This window comes from Clostridioides sp. GD02367, assembly GCF_045900275.1.
Classification (GTDB): domain Bacteria; phylum Bacillota; class Clostridia; order Peptostreptococcales; family Peptostreptococcaceae; genus Clostridioides; species Clostridioides difficile_A.
Window position 1 is genome coordinate 290,914 of sequence record NZ_JBJODK010000001.1, and the last position, 17,756, is coordinate 308,669.

Consider the following 17,756-nt stretch of genomic DNA (forward strand, 5'->3'; position numbering starts at 1 on the left):
CTGAATATAAATTATTTAAAAAAATCAGTAAATTTTTTTCATTTTTTCAATTTCTGACAATATATCATCTCTAAGTCTAATAGGTTCTATAACTTCAACATAAGCTCCCATACTCAAAATCCAACTTTTTATCTCTTCATAACCTCTCATTTTAGCTTTAAATAGTATAGAATTATTGTCATACTCTATAATTTGTTGATTATTAACCCAAATTTTCTCCTTTATAATTATTGAAAATGGATGGCTAATTTTTATAACAACATTAATTTCTTCTCCCTTATAAATTCCTATACTATTTTTACTGTATTCATCCCAATTAAAACTTCTATCTACATTATATTTTTCTTCTAAAACCTTATAACTTTTAATTCTACATAATTTAAAATCTATAAACTTAAGCCTTTTTTCACAAAAAGCTACCATATAGGTATCTGATTTATAATTAAATAAACCGTATGGATGAACAATTCTTTCGCTACTGCCTGAGTTTAACGAATAATATCCTATCCAAATCTTACGTTTTGTCGTATACGCTCTAGTTATTTCGTTACATTTATTTTTTTCAAACTCATAATCACAATTACGTTGTGCTTGTACTGTGAAATAATCCATATATGTATCGCTTTTTTCTCCTGTATTTAATACTGCTTTTATTTTTTCTACAATACTATTAAATTCATTTTTGTAAATATCATTATTGTACTCTAGTTGTGAATTTATCATGTCTAGAATTGAAACTTCACTATCCAATAATTTAATTAGTGAGATACTATTACATTTATCAATTTCATATCCACCATAAATCCCAGGTGTTGAATTTATAAATATACCTGCTTGTTCTAAGTATTCCTTATAACTTTTTATTTGCCTTTCACTTACTTCCAATTCTTCTGCTAGCTCTTTACACTTCATTCTTCCTCTACTTTGAATTAATATCATCATTCTTATTGTATTAACTAACTTACTAATGAATAACACCTCCTAATAATATTAATTAACATCTTATATTGTTTATTTCTACACATATATACATATAACCTCCTTATATTTTATATAAGTAGAATGTTTTACTATTTAGATACTTATTACGACATATTAGTATATAATCTTAATAATTAATACAATAAAAAATATTACTGAAAAAATAAATATTTATAATTCCAGTAATATTAATCAATTTTAAATACTTTTTATTAGTTAATAGCATATCCTAAAAATTAATTAAATTTAATCTTATCTCTTTTAAATAATTATTTCTCACAATTAAGAAATACACTATTTGAACTAAAAATAGACTTCCCATTACCAAAACTGCTGAAGATGCTACCTCTATATCAAAAGAATTTCTCAGTGCAGTAAGTGCAAATATCGAATGTATAACTGCCACTACATAAGGCAACAAAAACACAATTCCAATCTCAATAGTTGAAGCTTTTTTAATCTCATTATATGTCATCCCTAACTTATTTAACTGCTCATACTTTTTCTTGTCTACTTGACAATCCATATAAAACTTATTATATAAAAAGCTACTTGTAGTAACAAAGAAAATCATACCTATAAATATTGCCAAAAACATAAATGTAGAATATGTTAATTTACCATTTTCTATCATTAATTCTTTAGAGAAAAATAAATATGGTTGCATTCCAGACTCATCATTAAATTTATTCTCAAATTGTCTACATATCTCTGTAGTTTTACTTGAATCAGCTACTTCAAATGTAGTAAATCTATCCACTATAAATTTTGATTTTATACTATCATAAAAATTATCTTTTACCACATACATATTGTCATAATATGCTGGCATAACACACTCTTCTACTTGTTTTACTATCCTTAGACTTTTATTACCTATAACAACATTTTCTTTAACTTTCTTATCACCTGGTAAGCTTGATGAAAGCAATGATATAGATTCATTATCTTCAAAACTTATAGGATTAACTCCTATAGTCTTTATTATTTCTAGATACTTAGATTCTTTCATAATTCTCACATTAAAATCACTTTTCTTAGGAAATACAGTTTTAAATTCTCCATTAATTCTTGTATAATCTACATTTTCTTTTTTTAATTCGCTTTCTATAAATCTCATTCTTTCCGTATCTTTTTCTTTACTATCAGGCTTCTTAGTATCATTATGCAAAGTCATTGTTGAATAATACATTGTGTTAGGATATATCAAATTAATTTGACGCTTTACATCTTTCCAAAATGAATAAACTGTACCTATAGCAGTAAATGCTACTGCAGAAGTTATAGCTATCAAAAAGAATATCCTAGCATTATCCTTTACTTTGTAGATTAAATTTGAAATCCAAAGCATATTCGTATTTTTTCTATAAAATCTCTTATTTAATTTTAGCTTTTTTAGAAAAAAAACACTAAATTGAGAAAAAAATAAATAGGTTGCTAATATAGTAAGAGATGTAACTGGAACTAAGCGTAGATATGTTGTATATTGGTCAGTTGATGTAACAGCACTATAATATGCTATTACAAACAGACAAATACTTAATATAACAAATACTAGTGATGTTTTAGGCTCTGGTTTTGGAGTTTTTGTACCTTTAAGCAATCTCAATACTTGATTTTCCTTAACTATAAAAGAAGCAAATACTGATGTTAATATAGCTAAAATTATGAAGTAAAATAAAGTAGATAATATTGCATTTATTGGTATATAGAACTTCAATGGTGATAATTCTAAAAAGGTAGACATAATCACTAAAAATATCTTTGAAAAGACTAAACCTATTATTACTCCAATTACAGAAGATGCTATATTTATTATTATATTTTCTATAAAAATTAACTTCATTACCTGTTGCTTTGATATACCTGTAATGTAAAGTATTCCAAATTCTTTATATCTACTTTTAAGAAATATACTCACTGAATAAAATACAAAGAAGAATAAAAATAAATATGCAATTATTTTACTCATCTTAAGCCCCTCTTTTAGATAATCGGGAAATTGAGATATCTCTAAATCGGGATGACTTGTAAACATGATAAAAGAAAATAGTAGGGCAGAGGATATAACGATACTTGCTAAATACCCTACATAAGCTTTAATGTTTCTTGAAATATTGTTGATGGCAAATTGTTTTATATTCATTAATTATCGCCCCCCAATAATGTAAGTACATCCATTATCTCTTGATAAAACTGCTCTCTACTACTTCCCTTATATATTTCATTATATATAGCTCCATCTTTTATAAATAAAATCCTACTACAATAACTTGCAGCTAATGGGTCATGAGTTACCATCATAGTAGTAACCTTATTTTCTCTATTTATATTCTCAAATAACTCCATAACAGTCTTTGATGACTTTGAATCTAAATTACCAGTTGGTTCATCTGCTAAAAGTATTGATGGTCTATTTATTAATGCTCTAGCAATAGCAGTTCGCTGAGCTTGACCACCTGATACTTCAAAAGTTCTTTTTTCTAATAAATCTTTTATCCCTAAAATTCCAGATACTTCAGCCAATCTATTATTTTGTTCTTTTACACTAACCTTATCTAATGTCAATGGTAATACTATATTTTCACCTATAGTTAAGGTATCTAATAAATTAAAATCTTGAAATACAAAACCTAACTCTCTTCTTCTAAATAATGCAAGTTCTTCACCTTTTAATAGTAGTGGATTCTTACCTTTTAGCTCCATAGTTCCTGTAGTTGGTTTATCAATAGTAGAAATCATATTTAAAAGAGTAGTTTTCCCACTGCCAGATGGTCCCATAATTCCTACAAATTCTCCATCATCTATACTAAAATTTATATCATTTAATGCATTAAAAATTATTTTCTTGCCATATACTTTACTTAAATTATTTACAGTTAAAATTTTCATTATTAACTATCCTTTCTAATCTAATTTTTGAAATAACATATATATTTATTTGTTAATTATTATTTATATTGGTTAGCTAATTCTCGTAAATAATAAATATATCTTAATCTATACACTAATTATGTTTGTAAAAGCTAATATAGCAAGCAATATTCCCATAAGTATTCTATATATAGCAAATACTCTCATTGATTTTTTCTTTAGAAAATCCACAAATTTTTCCATAACTACTATTGATACAATAAAAGCTACTATAAATCCAACTATCAAGGCAATCCACAATGTTGGTGTCATTATTGAATAATCAAATTCAAATAAATCCTTTCCTGAGGAAGCTACCATAGCTGGCACAGCTAAAAAGAAAGAAAATTCAGCTGCTATAGGAGAATTAAGTCCTGCTATCCATCCACCCATAATAGTAGATGCACTTCTTGACATACCTGGCCATGCAGATAAAACTTGTAAAACTCCAACTTTTAATGCTTGTATTGGCGTGATTTTGTCTATATTATCAGTAGAATGTTTCTTTTTTCTAAACAAAGTCTCTACCACTAGTAATAAAATCCCACCAACTATAAATCCTATAATTACAGATTGTAAATTAAACAAGGCTTTTATGTTGTCATAAAATAGAACCCCCACAATCGCAAATGGAATACATGCTATAATTACATTCATTCCAAATTTAAAGCCAGTTTTTCCTTCTTTTCCACCAGTAAATATAAATTTTAAAAATTCTATAACACTATCTTTTATTTTCTTCCAATAAAGTACTACTACTGCTAATATTGCTCCAAGTTGTATTACAACCTCAAACATTTCAGCAAATTGTCCTTTAAAATCTATCAAGCTACCAACCAATATCATATGACCAGTAGATGAAACTGGGATAAATTCCGTAAGCCCCTCTACTATAGCTATCATAACTGATTTTAATATGAAAATAATATCTAAACTCATCAATAAACATCCTTTCCTTTTTGCAAAATTTATTTTTTATGTTATTTCTTATACTAATTGTAATTTAGATTAGAAAATTTAACTATCTACAAACATTACACAAACCTTACAGCTATGTAAGGTTTGCAGGTAAACTCTATTAAAATTAGATTTTTTAACTGTAATTATCTCATTCAACAAATAATATATAAATTAATAAAAAACATAATCAATTAAAGATTTATTATAGAAAATTATTCATATTATCTTTATTAAACATTATTGAAACTTCTGTGCCTTTTCCTACCTCTGATTTTATGCTGACTTTATGCCCTAAATCATCACATACTTTTTTTACTAGATAAAGTCCCATACCTGTAGATTCTCCAAACTTACGACCGTTTTCCCCTGTAAAAAACGGGTCAAATACTCTTTTTATATCTTTAGAAACAATCCCAACACCCTCGTCTATTATACTTAGTGTTACATAGTTATTGTTTTCTTCAGCTTTTATATTTAGGTAGTTACTATAACCTTTAGAATATTTCACACCATTTGTAATCAACTGGTTTATTATAAATTTCATCCATTTTATATCTGTATAAACATAAGTAAATTTGTCTATTTTTATCTTCGGAATTATCTCATTTTTTATAAATAGCCTCTTTTCTTCATTTACAATACCAACTACAATTTCGTTCAATTTAGCTTTCTCAACCACAAAATCTTTTTGGAAATTATCTGCCCTTGCAAAGTGCATCGCCATATTTAGACCTTTATTTAGCCTATCTAGTTCTTCTCTTATGTTTTCTGTTACTTCTTCTCCCTCATATTCTTGAAGTTGAAGACTTATAACTGATATTGGTGTTTTCATCTGGTGAATCCATTGATTGATGAAAGTTAAATGTTCACTATGTACTTTTTTATGTTCTTGTATCATTGATTGATATAATTTATGTTGTTGTTTTAAAATAGCTGATATATTTCTTCCCAAGAAAGAATTTCCTAAATACAAGAATGATTCATCCAGAGATTTTATGCCTTTTTTGAATAGAGTATATACTTCTCTATGCTTATAGTATTTATATATTAAAAAACACAATAATATAAAAGAGCTAAATAAAAGAATATATAAACTCTCTCCCAAATTGATAAATTTCATAAGATTACAATAAATAATTGTCATAAATATTCCTATATAATATATAAAAATATAACCCTTACAATCTCTAAAAAATAATTTCATATTTTCTCCCTACCAATTTTTATTTAATTTATATCCTAATCCTCGTACAGTTTGAACAGCATTATCTATACCTAATTCCTCAAATCTTTTTCTTATCCTGCTAACATTTACATTTAGAGTATTTTCTTCTACAAATTCAATATCGTCCCATATCTTTTCTAACAGATAATCTCTACTTACTACTTTTGGGTATTTTCTAATGAGGCATTCAATCAATATCCCTTCTTTCTTAGTAATAATTAGAACTTTTCCACCTAATTCTAACTCCAACCTCTCTGGATAAAACTTCAATCCATCTAATTCAACTATTCTTTCCTCTATTTTAGGTGAATATTCACCATAGACTCTTCTTATATGACTCTTTATCTTTGCCATTACTACATCATAATAAAAAGGCTTTGTTATATAATCATCTGCTCCACTTTCTAAAGCTCTAATCTGGTCTACGTTCCCATCTCTAGCTGATATAAAAATTATAGGTAGATTAGACTGCTGTCTAATACATCTACACCAGTAAAAACCATCAAATTTAGGTAAATTTACATCCAATAGCACTAAATCTGGCTTTATTTTTTCAAATGTAACCATTATATCATCAAAGTTTTCTTCAACAACCACTTCAAATCCATATTTCTCAATATAATCCTTAAGTAATGTACTTATTGATATATCATCTTCCACAATATATATTTTATGACTCATATATTCCTCCCAATATCTATTTTAACATTAACTAAACCTACTAAAAATAAATATAATTATTAATATAAAATAGAAAAAGTTACCTTAATTAAGGTAACTTAAACTTTTATTATAGTTTCTATTTAATATTATTTTAGCATAATTTCTACTTAGCAGCATATATTAATTCTTTTATGTCTACTTTTTTCTCTTGCAATCCATTTTTTATTAAGAAATTTTGTGTATCTTCAAGTGAAGATATGTCTTTATCTGTTATATCTAAACTAAAATCATACCAAGCATACAACTCTTTAGTTTCTTCAACACTTAAATCAACTTCTTTAGCTACTTTTTCCATAGCTTCATCAAAATTATTATTTACATATTCTAAAGTCTCTTCTTCAACCTTCATAAATCTTTCAACTATCTCTGGATGTTTCTCTGCAAAATCTGTACTAACAGCTGTTACTATTATCCCATCTACTAAACCTTCACCATTTGCTACAAGTTTACTTCCAGACTTCATAGCTTTAAGGGCTGCTGGTCCAGCAATCAATGCAGCATCAACACTGCCATCAGCAAGAGCTGCTGATGCTTCTGGGATACCCATGTTAATAAACTCTACATTATCCATACTTAATCCTTCTTTATCAAGAGCTGCAATTAATACTTGATGTAGTATAGTTCCTTTTGGACCTGCTACCTTCTTACCTGCCAAATCTGCTGCTGATTTTATTGAACCATCGTTAGTTAAAATCATAAATCCTTTTGGTGACCTACTATAAGTGTTCAGTATCTTTAATTCCACTCCATTAGATGCAGCTATCAAAGCTGATGTACCACCCAATGCATGTAAAAAGTCTATTTCTCCAGCAGCTAAGGCCTGTGTCTGCTCTGGTCCTGTAGTAATTTCATGGAAATTAACTTTTATATTATCCTTTTTAAATTCCTTTCTAAATAAATCATCCTGTTTTTGAATTATAGAAGGAACATTTAATGGTGATTTTACATAAGTTAAATTTATTTCTGAAAGTTTTTCTCCATCATCTTTTTTAGCACATCCACCTAAAGATGTTGTTGCAAGCGTTAATATCGTTATACCTACCAATAGTTTTTTTAATTTCATTTACTTTACTCCTTAAAATATTATTAATTTCTTTACATGTCTTTATTTAATTTCATTGTCATTAAAATATCTTTTTTTAATTTAATATAATAGTCTGAAGTCAAATCTCTATCATAATCATCTTCTATATTAAATTCTTTTATTTTTCTTTTGTTTGTAAAAACAACTATTTTCTTGCCTATCTTTAATGCTTCATCGATATCGTGAGTTACAAATATTACACCTTTATTAGTTGACTTATGTATTCTTATAACTTCATTTTGCATATCAATCCTTGTAAAATAATCTAATGCCGAAAAAGGTTCGTCCATAAACAACATATCTGGATTGAAAGAAAGAGCTCTAGCTATACTTACTCTCTGCGCCATACCTCCTGATAACTCATTTGGATAAGAATTTTTAAATTTCTGCAAGTTCATCATCTTAAGATATTTTTCTACATCAATACAATTTTTCTTATTAGGTCTATTTAAGTAATTTAAATTATCATTAGTCTCTAAATCTATGGAATTATCATTTATACCTTTACTAGCAATGCTTCTGTGATATTTGAATTTACCAAATACTTTACTTAAAATAGTGTTTTTTCTTTGATTATGTAAGGCTATATTTTCACTTACACTTAACCAAGGCATCAATCTACTCTCTTGAAATACAAATCCTACATTAGGTCTATACTCTTTATTATCTTTAACAAATCTAATCTCACCACTATTTATATCTTCAAGGGATGCAATTGCTCTAAGTAAAGTAGTCTTTCCACATCCACTTTCACCTAAAATTACAGTTATATGATTTTTATCTATGTTCAAAGAAATATTACTAAGAACTATGTGTTCTTCATTGTTGACTTCATAACTTTTAGATAGATTTCTGATTATGTACCCAGAATCACATACTAAATTATTCATAGGCTTCCACCATCTTTCCCTTACTTACCTTTTTCACAATAATTGAAAATATATAATCTGTAATTATTCCTAAAAGTCCAATTACAATTATACCTACAATGACAACATCTGTTCTAGACATTTCCTTTCCATCAGATATCAAGTAACCAAGACCTGAAGAAGCTGCTACAAGCTCTGCCCCAATAATCGCTCTAAAACTATATCCAAGAGCCAACTTTAGTCCAACTGCAATATCAAGAATGGCATTAGGTATAATTATTTTAAATATTATTTGAATCTTTGAAAACTCAAATACTCTACCTACTTCAATCAGTTTTGAGTCACAATTCCTAATCCCCTTTAATGTGCTTGTAAAGATTGGGAAAAAAGAAGCCAAAACTATAATTATAATTTTCGATTCTTCTCCTATGCCAAACCATAGTATAAGCATTGGTATTAAGGCAAGTGGAGGTGTATTTCTCAAAAAATTTATTAACGACTTAAAATATTCATATACTCCACTATGAATTCCAAAGAATATCCCTAGAGGTACACCTATTGCAGTACTTATTGCAAATCCTATCAAAACTCTTTTCATACTTGCATATACATTAATAAATATTGAACCATCACTTATCATATTTAAAAATGTACTATACACCTTTTCAGGTGATGGTAATATATAATCACTCCAGATACCAAGATAATTAGTAATTTTCCATAATAAAAGAATTATAAAAAATATCAAAACACTTTTTACTAGACTTAAAAACCTATTATTAAATTTATTGACCATTTACAAACCATCTCCATTATTACACCCATCTTTACAATAAAACATTTCTACTATATCATACTTATCTTTAGAACCATCTCTTATATTTTGTATTTCGCTTAAGATTTCTTCTTCAGTCGATACTTCAAGAACCTTTTCAAAAGAGTCTTTGAAATATCCTAATGGAATAGGAGATTCATCTATCTTTCCAAGTGATTTTATACCTTCTTTTTCAGCAAATTATTTCCATGTATAAAATATAGCATTACTCTTATCCTTAAATTTTTCACTTGCAAAATCCCTTAATTGTGTACATGGAGAGGTTACTATCAGCATATCATCTTCACTCTTGATATATTTGTCATATAAAACCCTACAAGTTCTTACTAGTATTGGTTCTATCATAGGTATTTCAAAACTATCTATCAAATTATTTCTTTTTAAAAGGTTTATACTCTCTGGACATCTACAATCTAACATTGTATTCTCAGTCTTTTTTGTATACTCTTTATATTGCTTCTTTACATATTCTAATTGTGGCTCACATTCTGCCATTATGTACCCCTTTTTTATCAAATTTTCTTTGACAAGGTGAAACTTTTCCCCATACATTCTTTCTGCCACTGGATTTATTAGAAGATATTTATTCATAGCTCCTCCTATTATTTAATATTGAATATTATTATCAATTACTAGTTTAAATGAGCACTTAAATTTTGTCAATATATTAAATTTTTCTTAATAAAATAATTTTTCTCTACATTTTTTGCTATTTAAATTAAAATATTAAATAGTACATTCAATCTATTTTAAATATTAATATACACATAACGCTAGTAATCTACTTATATAATAATCTATAAATATTATATAATGATATGTACATAATTAGTATTAATATTTGATAATAATATCAACAAAAGTAGAAAAACTCTGAAGTATTATAAGATATAAAATCGAATCTTAAAACTACACAAAAAAGTGAAGTCTAAACAGACTTCACTTTTTATAATCTTTATAAATATTTCATTTTAACATCATCTATAATTTGTAAAATTTTATTTCTAACATCTATTGGCTCCAATACTTCAATATTTTTTCCAAAAGAAAGTATATACCCATAAATCCAATCATTTTTTGGATACTGTACTGTTACGATGAAATCTCCATCATTATCATACAATATATTATCAATATCAAATTCATCATACACTCTATAGCCTACATCTTTAGAAATTTTTAACTTTAAAGTAATACTTTCATTCTCATCTTCTTTTATCTCTCCAACTTCAACTGGTATACTCCTTATAAATGTCTGTTCACAAACACATATATTTCTCATCCTTACAATCTTAAAAATTCTATAATCATTTTTTTGATGACAATAGGCTTTGATATACCATGACTTCTCTTTAAACCAAAGCATAAGTGGTTCTACACAACGCTTTGTTACCTTTCCATAAGTATTTATGTACTCAAAAGTTATAATATTACAATCTAAAATGGCTGATTTTATTTTTATAAATTTATCTTTCTCTATATCATTACTACCCCAATGAGAAAAATCAACAGTTATCCAGTTTATATCTGACTTACAAAATAAAGGTTTAAGTTTTGATAATGTAGAATCAATTTCTGGATATTTAAGAATATTTAAACTTTCTAATGAGGCTAGAATTTCTTTCTGTTCTTGCTCAGACAAAATAGATTTATCAAAGGTAAAATTATCTAAAATACCTATACCCCCATTTCTGCCTTTGTCAGTATAAATTGGAATACCAGAAGCTGACAGTATTTCAACATCTCTACAAATAGTTCTCCTAGATACTTCAAAGTGTTCAGCTAATTCTGTTGCAGTTACTTTTTTCTTATCTAAAAGGATATAAATAATTTCAAACAATCTATTACTTTTCATATAATCACCTCATTACTTTATTATAGTATAACAATAAAGTAATATAATACCACAATATAACGCTTATAACTCTCTTTTTACTTCAAAACGCAAAACAGTCTTTAATGAATCAGGTGATACTTTTCTAGCATCACTTATATAAATTTCACGATGTACATTAGATTTTCTTATAAGATTATTTCTTTTACAAAATTCACTCATAATGTCAAAACTTTCTGGTTCATTATCATATGAACCTACATGAAGCATTTGCACACACAATCCTTCATTAATAGACTCAAACCCAATTTTTTCAAGAAGATTATGTGGCTTCTTCTTTTTTACTATATTGATAGCTTTGTCCAATAGGTCCTGCGTAACAAAATCTGGCTGGCGTATCATCATAGTATAAACTAAATCTTCTTTAATAAGTATATCTGAGTATTTGCTTTTTTCTCCTTTATCCCATATAGCTTCTAAAGGAAAAACTGTATAATCAAAATATCCTTCTGGCACAATTCCCTTCTTAGGCATAGTTTTTATTGCATATGCCAAAGAATAAAGTACTCCTATTGCTTCAGTAAATTCTTTATCATTTGGGTCTCCACTACCTCTTAACATGATAAATTTTTGCTCTGGTACTTCAACTAATATAGGATTCTCCTTAGGTAAGTATAACTCTTTTTCTTTTTTTCTCCATTCATATTTCATAAAAAATACCTCCGTATATATATTTTATACATTGATATTATCATGGTAAAAGTGACAACAGTATGTCACAATTTATAAATTATATTATAAAATCTTCATCTTCTAATTCTTCATATACTCCTTTTTGGTATCCATTCCCCTTAGTTGAAAAGAAATCATGTGTTTTAGTTTCCGTACTAAGACCATTTAATACAATTGGATTAATAGCATCTACAGTATATAATTTCTCAAACCCTAGATTTTCTAAAGCCCTATTTGCATTGTATTTTAAAAAATTCACAACCTCTTTTTCAAGCCCACTTTCTCTGTATATAACATTTGTGTACTCTACCTCATTATCCATAAGACTATTAAGTATAGAATACATATTCTCTTCTAATTTATTTTTCTCAATTTCATCAAATTCGTCGTATATTTCTTGTGCAAGCAATCCTATATACTTACCATGTAAAGACTCATCTCTAAGAATGAGTGATATTATTTCTCCACTAGCAACCATCTTTCCTTGACCAGATAAATACAATGGATAAAAGAACCCTGAATAAAACAAGAAACTCTCCAAAAATACGCTTGTAACCATTGATAAATACAAACCTTTTTTACTTGTTGTATTCTCATATTGAGCTAAAACTAAGTCAGCTTTTTTTTGTAAAGTTGGCTCTGTTTCTATCCACTCAAATAACTCATCTATTTCTGAGTTAGAAAGTAAAGTCATAAATATAGAAGAATAGCTTTTGGCATGTATTTCTTCCATAGTTCCCATAAAAGATAGGACAGCCTTTCTTTGTAGATTTTCTGTTAAACTCATCATAGATGGGATTCCATTATTCCCTTGTTTTGTATCCAATAATGTTAAACCACCCAATACTTTCTTATATAGCTCCTTTTCCTTATCGCTTAGTTCATTCCATACCTTGATGTCCTTAGAAACAGATATTTCTTCAGGAAGCCAAAATTGTTTTACATTTTGTTCCCAAAAAGCCTGTGTAAATCCATCTTCTTCTCTATTCCAGTTAACTGCATTATGTATTTTATGTAAATTAAACGTCATATATTTCTCTCCCTATACTGAACATACTAAACACTCATGAGTGTCTCTTGTCATCTTTGTTCTTGTGTAATATAAACTTTTCAGACCTTTTTTATATGCATATATGTAATGTCTAGCTATGTCTCTAGTTGTCTTTTCATCTGTGACAAACAGTGTTGTTGATATGCCTTGGTCAACATGGTTTTGAACTGTTGCTACTAAATCTATTACTTTTCTCATATCCATCCTGTATGCTGATTGATAATATAACATATTATCATTTGTTAAAAATGGCATTGGATATATTGTAGTAGAATCTCCATATGTTCTTACTTCTACTGGTTCAGTAATTGGCATTATACTTGATGTAGCATTTTGCACATAACTAATACTTTGAGTTGGTGCTATTGCCATCAAATAAGCATTATATATGCCTTTTTCTTTTACTTCGTCTAACAAACTTGCCCAATCTTCTTTAGTTGGTATATGGATACCTTCAAATAATGCCTTTACCTTATCTGAATTTGGTAAATAAGATTGCTCATAGTATTTTGATAGTACTTTGCTTTCTCTACCTTTAGCATATTCTGATTTATTGAAACCTTCAAAAGTTTGATTTTTTTCTATAGCTATTTTCATCGATGCTTTAATTGAGTAATATCTAATCATTGCAAAAAATACATTAGAAAAATCTATGGCCTCCTCTGAGGTATATAAAATATTTTCTCTTACTAAATATCCATGTAAATTCATAGCTCCTAATCCTATAGAATGAGACTTACTATTACTATTACTAACCGTTGGCACTGGTTTTATATCTGTACTATCTGCTACAAATGACAATGCTCTTATTGCTGTCTCAACTGTACTTTCTATAGTTTTATTATCCATAACATTAGCTATATTTAGAGAGCCAAGGTTACAACTTATATCTTGTCCCCATTCATTTTTACCTCCATAACCTTCTATTTTTGAAGGTGTCTGATATTGGAATATCTCACAACACAAGTTAGACATCTTGACCATTCCAACATCTCTTAATGTATGTTCCTTATTTGCTGTGTCTATGTATACTACATATGGGTATCCACTCTCTTGTTGCATCTGTGCTATTTTAGTCAATATCTGTCTAGGATTTATTTCTTTTTTTCTTATGTCCTTATCATTAACCAACTTTTCATACCACTCATTCATTTCTATCTCATCAAGATAAACTCCATACTTCTTATATACAGTATGAGGATAAAATGCATATGCAATCTTATTTTTTTCTGCTAATTCCATAAACTTATCAGGTATTATTGCCCCTAGTGATAATGTAGCAAGTCTTATTTTCTCATCAGCATTTATCTTTTTCGTATCCATCAATAATTCAAAATCAGGATGAAACACAGTAAGGTAAACTGCTCCAGAACCTTGTCTAGCTCCCATTTGATTGAAATAACTAAAGGATTGTTCCAACATTTTTGCTACACCAACAACTCCTCCAGCTGCTCCTTCTATGTCTTTAATTGATTCACCTGATGCTCTAAGTTTAGATAAGTTTAGTGCAACTCCTCCACCAATCTTTGATAAATGGTTTGATGAAGATATAGCATATGATATGCCTTCTGTACTATCTTCTACAGATAATAAGAAGCATGATACCATCTCTCCAGCTCTTTTTCTTCCAGCATTTAAAAATGTTGGAGTAGCTGGTTGAAACTCTTGTTTTACTATTTTATCTGTAAGACTTAGAGCTAGACTTTCATCACCATTTCCTAATGTCAAAGCTACAATTAATACTTTCTCATTATATGTTTCTAATATTTCTTTTCCATCATTGCTTTTTAATGCGTAATTTTGATAAAACTTGTTTGCACTCATATATGATTGAAATTTAAACTGATATTCCTCAATAAACTTATATACCTTTCTAATAAAATCCATACTGTACTTATTTATTACTTCTTCTGAATAATAACCTTCATCTATTAAGTACTTTAATCTTTCTTCTAAGTCTTTAAATTTTTTCAACTTTGGTTTTATAAATTCTTCTATGTAACTACTTAAGGCTTCCTTGTCTTTTTCTAATTGGTATTTACCTTGTTCATTTTTAATTATCACTTGATTGTTAAGCTCTATCCAATTCATTATTTACCGTCCTTTTAACATAATCTTGTGCTATAATTTCATTTAATTTGATTATTATTTCTTTTAGTATTTACTAGTTTAAATTCCTAAAATAACTTATAGATATCTAAATATAATAAGTATTTTTCAAAAACAAAAGCACTACATATAGTCAGTGCTTTATCTATTATATACTACATATAGTATATACACAAATTTTTTTATATCTAAACTTTTATTATTCTATTACTTCTATTATTTTTATTTTCAAGAAATTCTAAAGGATTTAACAGAAAATTAATTTATATACTATTCCTATAATCTTTTTATTTTTTATTTTTATATTCTTACAATATATTTAATATTTTATATAATAGTTAGGAGTTTTCCATTTGTTGTTATATAATTATATATATAACTATTTTACTACTGAAGGTATAAAAATAAATTCATGAAGGTGATTTTTATGAGAGATATTTCTAAATATGAACTTGAAAAGATACTTAAAAAACATTATTTATGGCTTAAAGACAAGAATGATGGAGAAAGAGCTGATTTAAGAGAAATAAAATTAGAAAATATGAATTTAAAGGGATATTGTTTAAGTAATATTGATTTTTCATGGTCTGACCTTATTGATTTAAACTTAGAAGAAGCAGATTTAGAAAACTCTAGCTTTAGTAACTCTTATTTTTCAAATTGTTCATTAAAAAATTCCATCTTAAAAAATGCAGACCTAAGTGGAGCTAATTTTAGATTTTGTGATTTATCTAATTCAGATATAAGAGGAACTAATTTAGAAAACTCCAACTTAGAATATGCCACTTTAGATGGAGTAGTATCAGATGAAAATACTCGCTTTTTCAAGTTATACTGTCCTGAGACAGGAGCATTTATAGGCTATAAAAAGTGTTTTAATTTTAGAATGGTACAATTATTAATTCCAAGTGATGCAAAAAGAGTTTCTGCTACATCAAATGCTTGTCGATGTGATAAAGCAAAAGTACTGTCAATTACAAGCATAGATGGCAAAGAATCTTTTAAAAGTGCTCGTGCATATGCTGATGAAAATTTTATATATAGAGTAGGAGAAACGATTATAGCTGAAGAATTTAATGAAAATAGATGGAAAGAATCAACTACAGGAATTCACTTCTTTCTAACTAGAGAGGAAGCTATTGGCTATTTATAAATACTAAAAAAAGAGTATCCATAGTATTTAAAACTATTAAGATACTCTTTTATAAATTTTCTAGTTTAAAATTAAAATTTATCTTACAATCTATAGAAAATTGTTCATGCTGATACTATCCATAATTTTTGAAACTTTATCTATATATTCTATATTATTACTCAGCTCATTATAATACTTCTTACTCTCATCTATTGTTCTAAATGAATACACTTTTTTATCCAATTTTAAAGCCTCTTTTATAATGTCTATGTTTTTTTTATTTGTTTCTCCTACACTAAACCCTGTATCTATTATAATCTTAGAATCATTTAAATTTCTAATAGCCAAATCGAAACTCTCCTCACTTATTGGTTCAAATGGCTTTTCTGTAAACATCTTTATGCCCATAGTTCTACCAATTTCATAATCAACATCATTTTCATGTATTATTCCAGAATATAAACCTATACCCTTTTTAGTAAAAGCTCTATAAATTGGTGTAGCCTTACCACCTCCGCCAATTATAAAAACTTCATTTTTAGATTTATTACTAATCTCTACCGAACCTAATAGACTATTAAAGTTTTTATCATCCAATTCATAAAGTGAATTTATAATATCTTCATCCACTACATCTTCAGGCTGACCATAAGCTATGACTTTATTATTCTTTATAAGAGCAACTTTATCACAACTTTTTAATGCTATATCTATTTCATGCAATGAAAGTATTACTGAAATTGATTTTTCCTTACTTAATTTTTTTAGTATATTTATAAGCTCTAACCTATGCTTTATGTCTAAGTGAGTTGTAGGTTCATCCAATATAATGATTTCTGGCTCTTGAACTAAAGCTCTTGCAACTAATACTTTTTGTTTTTCTCCATCACTTAGTTCATCAAAATATCTTTTTTTTAAGTGCAATGCATCTACAGATTCTAATGCTTCATCTACCATTATTAAATCTTTTTTAGATAGACTACCAAAAAAACCTGTATATGGATATCTTCCTATATTAACTATATCTTGTACAGTCATTAAATCACCTAATAATCTATTTGTAAGCACTAAAGCCATTTTTTTCGATAATGCTTTTCTTGATATATGATTTATATCTATCTCATTTAGATATATATCCCCTTTTATTGGTGTTATAAGTTTAGATAAAGACCTTAATATAGTAGTTTTTCCAGCACCATTACTTCCTAAAAGGCATAATATTTCTCCATTTTTTACCTCTACATTTATATCACTCACAACTACTTTTTTATTATATCCCACACTTAAATTATTAGTTTTCAACAT

The 17,756-nt window shown here is 27.4% G+C and carries 16 protein-coding genes; 1 reads left to right on the forward strand and 15 read right to left on the reverse strand.

All coding sequences use genetic code 11. The features are described 5' to 3' along the window. Positions 1-24 precede the first annotated feature (24 nt). The 14 genes from Q3223_RS01175 to nrdE form a co-directional block, all read right to left on the reverse strand. Complete coding sequence (locus Q3223_RS01175) at positions 25-942, reverse strand: transcriptional regulator (protein WP_167640424.1); 918 nt, start codon at positions 940-942, stop codon at positions 25-27. A 268-nt stretch (positions 943-1,210) separates the two neighbouring features. Continuing rightward, positions 1,211-3,127 carry an ABC transporter permease gene (locus Q3223_RS01180; protein ID WP_284182344.1) on the reverse strand — a complete coding sequence of 639 codons (1,917 nt, stop codon included), beginning with the start codon at positions 3,125-3,127 and terminating at the stop codon, positions 1,211-1,213. After that, positions 3,127-3,873 (reverse strand): ABC transporter ATP-binding protein, encoded by a 747-nt coding sequence (locus Q3223_RS01185; protein ID WP_054271510.1) that lies wholly within the window; start codon positions 3,871-3,873, stop codon positions 3,127-3,129. Before Q3223_RS01185 ends, Q3223_RS01180 begins: the two co-directional genes overlap by 1 nt. A gap of 108 nt (positions 3,874-3,981) precedes the next feature. After that, positions 3,982-4,833, reverse strand: coding sequence for an undecaprenyl-diphosphate phosphatase (locus Q3223_RS01190; protein ID WP_054271511.1), 852 nt, complete (start codon positions 4,831-4,833; stop codon positions 3,982-3,984). Between the two features lie 223 nt (positions 4,834-5,056). Then, on the reverse strand, positions 5,057-5,827 hold the full coding sequence (locus Q3223_RS01195) for an ATP-binding protein (RefSeq protein WP_407811477.1): 771 nt from the start codon (positions 5,825-5,827) through the stop codon (positions 5,057-5,059). 240 nt (positions 5,828-6,067) lie between these two features. After that, the gene (locus tag Q3223_RS01200; RefSeq protein WP_054271513.1) at positions 6,068-6,760 is read right to left on the reverse strand and encodes a response regulator transcription factor; all 693 of its coding nucleotides are present in this window, start codon (positions 6,758-6,760) and stop codon (positions 6,068-6,070) included. 145 nt (positions 6,761-6,905) lie between these two features. Further along, positions 6,906-7,865, reverse strand: coding sequence for an NrtA/SsuA/CpmA family ABC transporter substrate-binding protein (locus Q3223_RS01205; RefSeq protein WP_054271514.1), 960 nt, complete (start codon positions 7,863-7,865; stop codon positions 6,906-6,908). A 32-nt stretch (positions 7,866-7,897) separates the two neighbouring features. Beyond that, positions 7,898-8,776 carry an ABC transporter ATP-binding protein gene (locus Q3223_RS01210; RefSeq protein ID WP_054271515.1) on the reverse strand — a complete coding sequence of 293 codons (879 nt, stop codon included), beginning with the start codon at positions 8,774-8,776 and terminating at the stop codon, positions 7,898-7,900. Continuing rightward, positions 8,769-9,551: an ABC transporter permease gene (locus Q3223_RS01215; protein ID WP_054271516.1), complete on the reverse strand. Its 783-nt coding sequence runs from the start codon at positions 9,549-9,551 to the stop codon at positions 8,769-8,771. Before Q3223_RS01215 ends, Q3223_RS01210 begins: the two co-directional genes overlap by 8 nt. Positions 9,552-9,770: 219 nt before the next feature. Continuing rightward, positions 9,771-10,181 (reverse strand): hypothetical protein, encoded by a 411-nt coding sequence (locus Q3223_RS01220; RefSeq protein WP_407811478.1) that lies wholly within the window; start codon positions 10,179-10,181, stop codon positions 9,771-9,773. A gap of 364 nt (positions 10,182-10,545) precedes the next feature. Then, positions 10,546-11,445 (reverse strand): YafY family protein, encoded by a 900-nt coding sequence (locus Q3223_RS01225; protein ID WP_054271518.1) that lies wholly within the window; start codon positions 11,443-11,445, stop codon positions 10,546-10,548. A gap of 63 nt (positions 11,446-11,508) precedes the next feature. Then, entirely contained in the window at positions 11,509-12,135 is a 627-nt protein-coding gene (locus Q3223_RS01230; RefSeq protein WP_407811479.1) for a GyrI-like domain-containing protein, read from the reverse strand. A gap of 79 nt (positions 12,136-12,214) precedes the next feature. After that, entirely contained in the window at positions 12,215-13,186 is a 972-nt protein-coding gene (nrdF, locus tag Q3223_RS01235) for a class 1b ribonucleoside-diphosphate reductase subunit beta (RefSeq protein WP_054271520.1), read from the reverse strand. 12 nt (positions 13,187-13,198) lie between these two features. Beyond that, positions 13,199-15,298 carry a class 1b ribonucleoside-diphosphate reductase subunit alpha gene (gene nrdE, locus Q3223_RS01240; RefSeq protein ID WP_079739793.1) on the reverse strand — a complete coding sequence of 700 codons (2,100 nt, stop codon included), beginning with the start codon at positions 15,296-15,298 and terminating at the stop codon, positions 13,199-13,201. 445 nt (positions 15,299-15,743) lie between these two features. On the opposite strand from nrdE, the gene Q3223_RS01245 reads away from it, so the two are divergent. After that, positions 15,744-16,469: a pentapeptide repeat-containing protein gene (locus tag Q3223_RS01245; protein ID WP_054271522.1), complete on the forward strand. Its 726-nt coding sequence runs from the start codon at positions 15,744-15,746 to the stop codon at positions 16,467-16,469. A 90-nt stretch (positions 16,470-16,559) separates the two neighbouring features. On the opposite strand, the gene Q3223_RS01250 is transcribed toward Q3223_RS01245, so the two are convergent. After that, complete coding sequence (locus Q3223_RS01250) at positions 16,560-17,756, reverse strand: ABC transporter ATP-binding protein (protein ID WP_407811480.1); 1,197 nt, start codon at positions 17,754-17,756, stop codon at positions 16,560-16,562.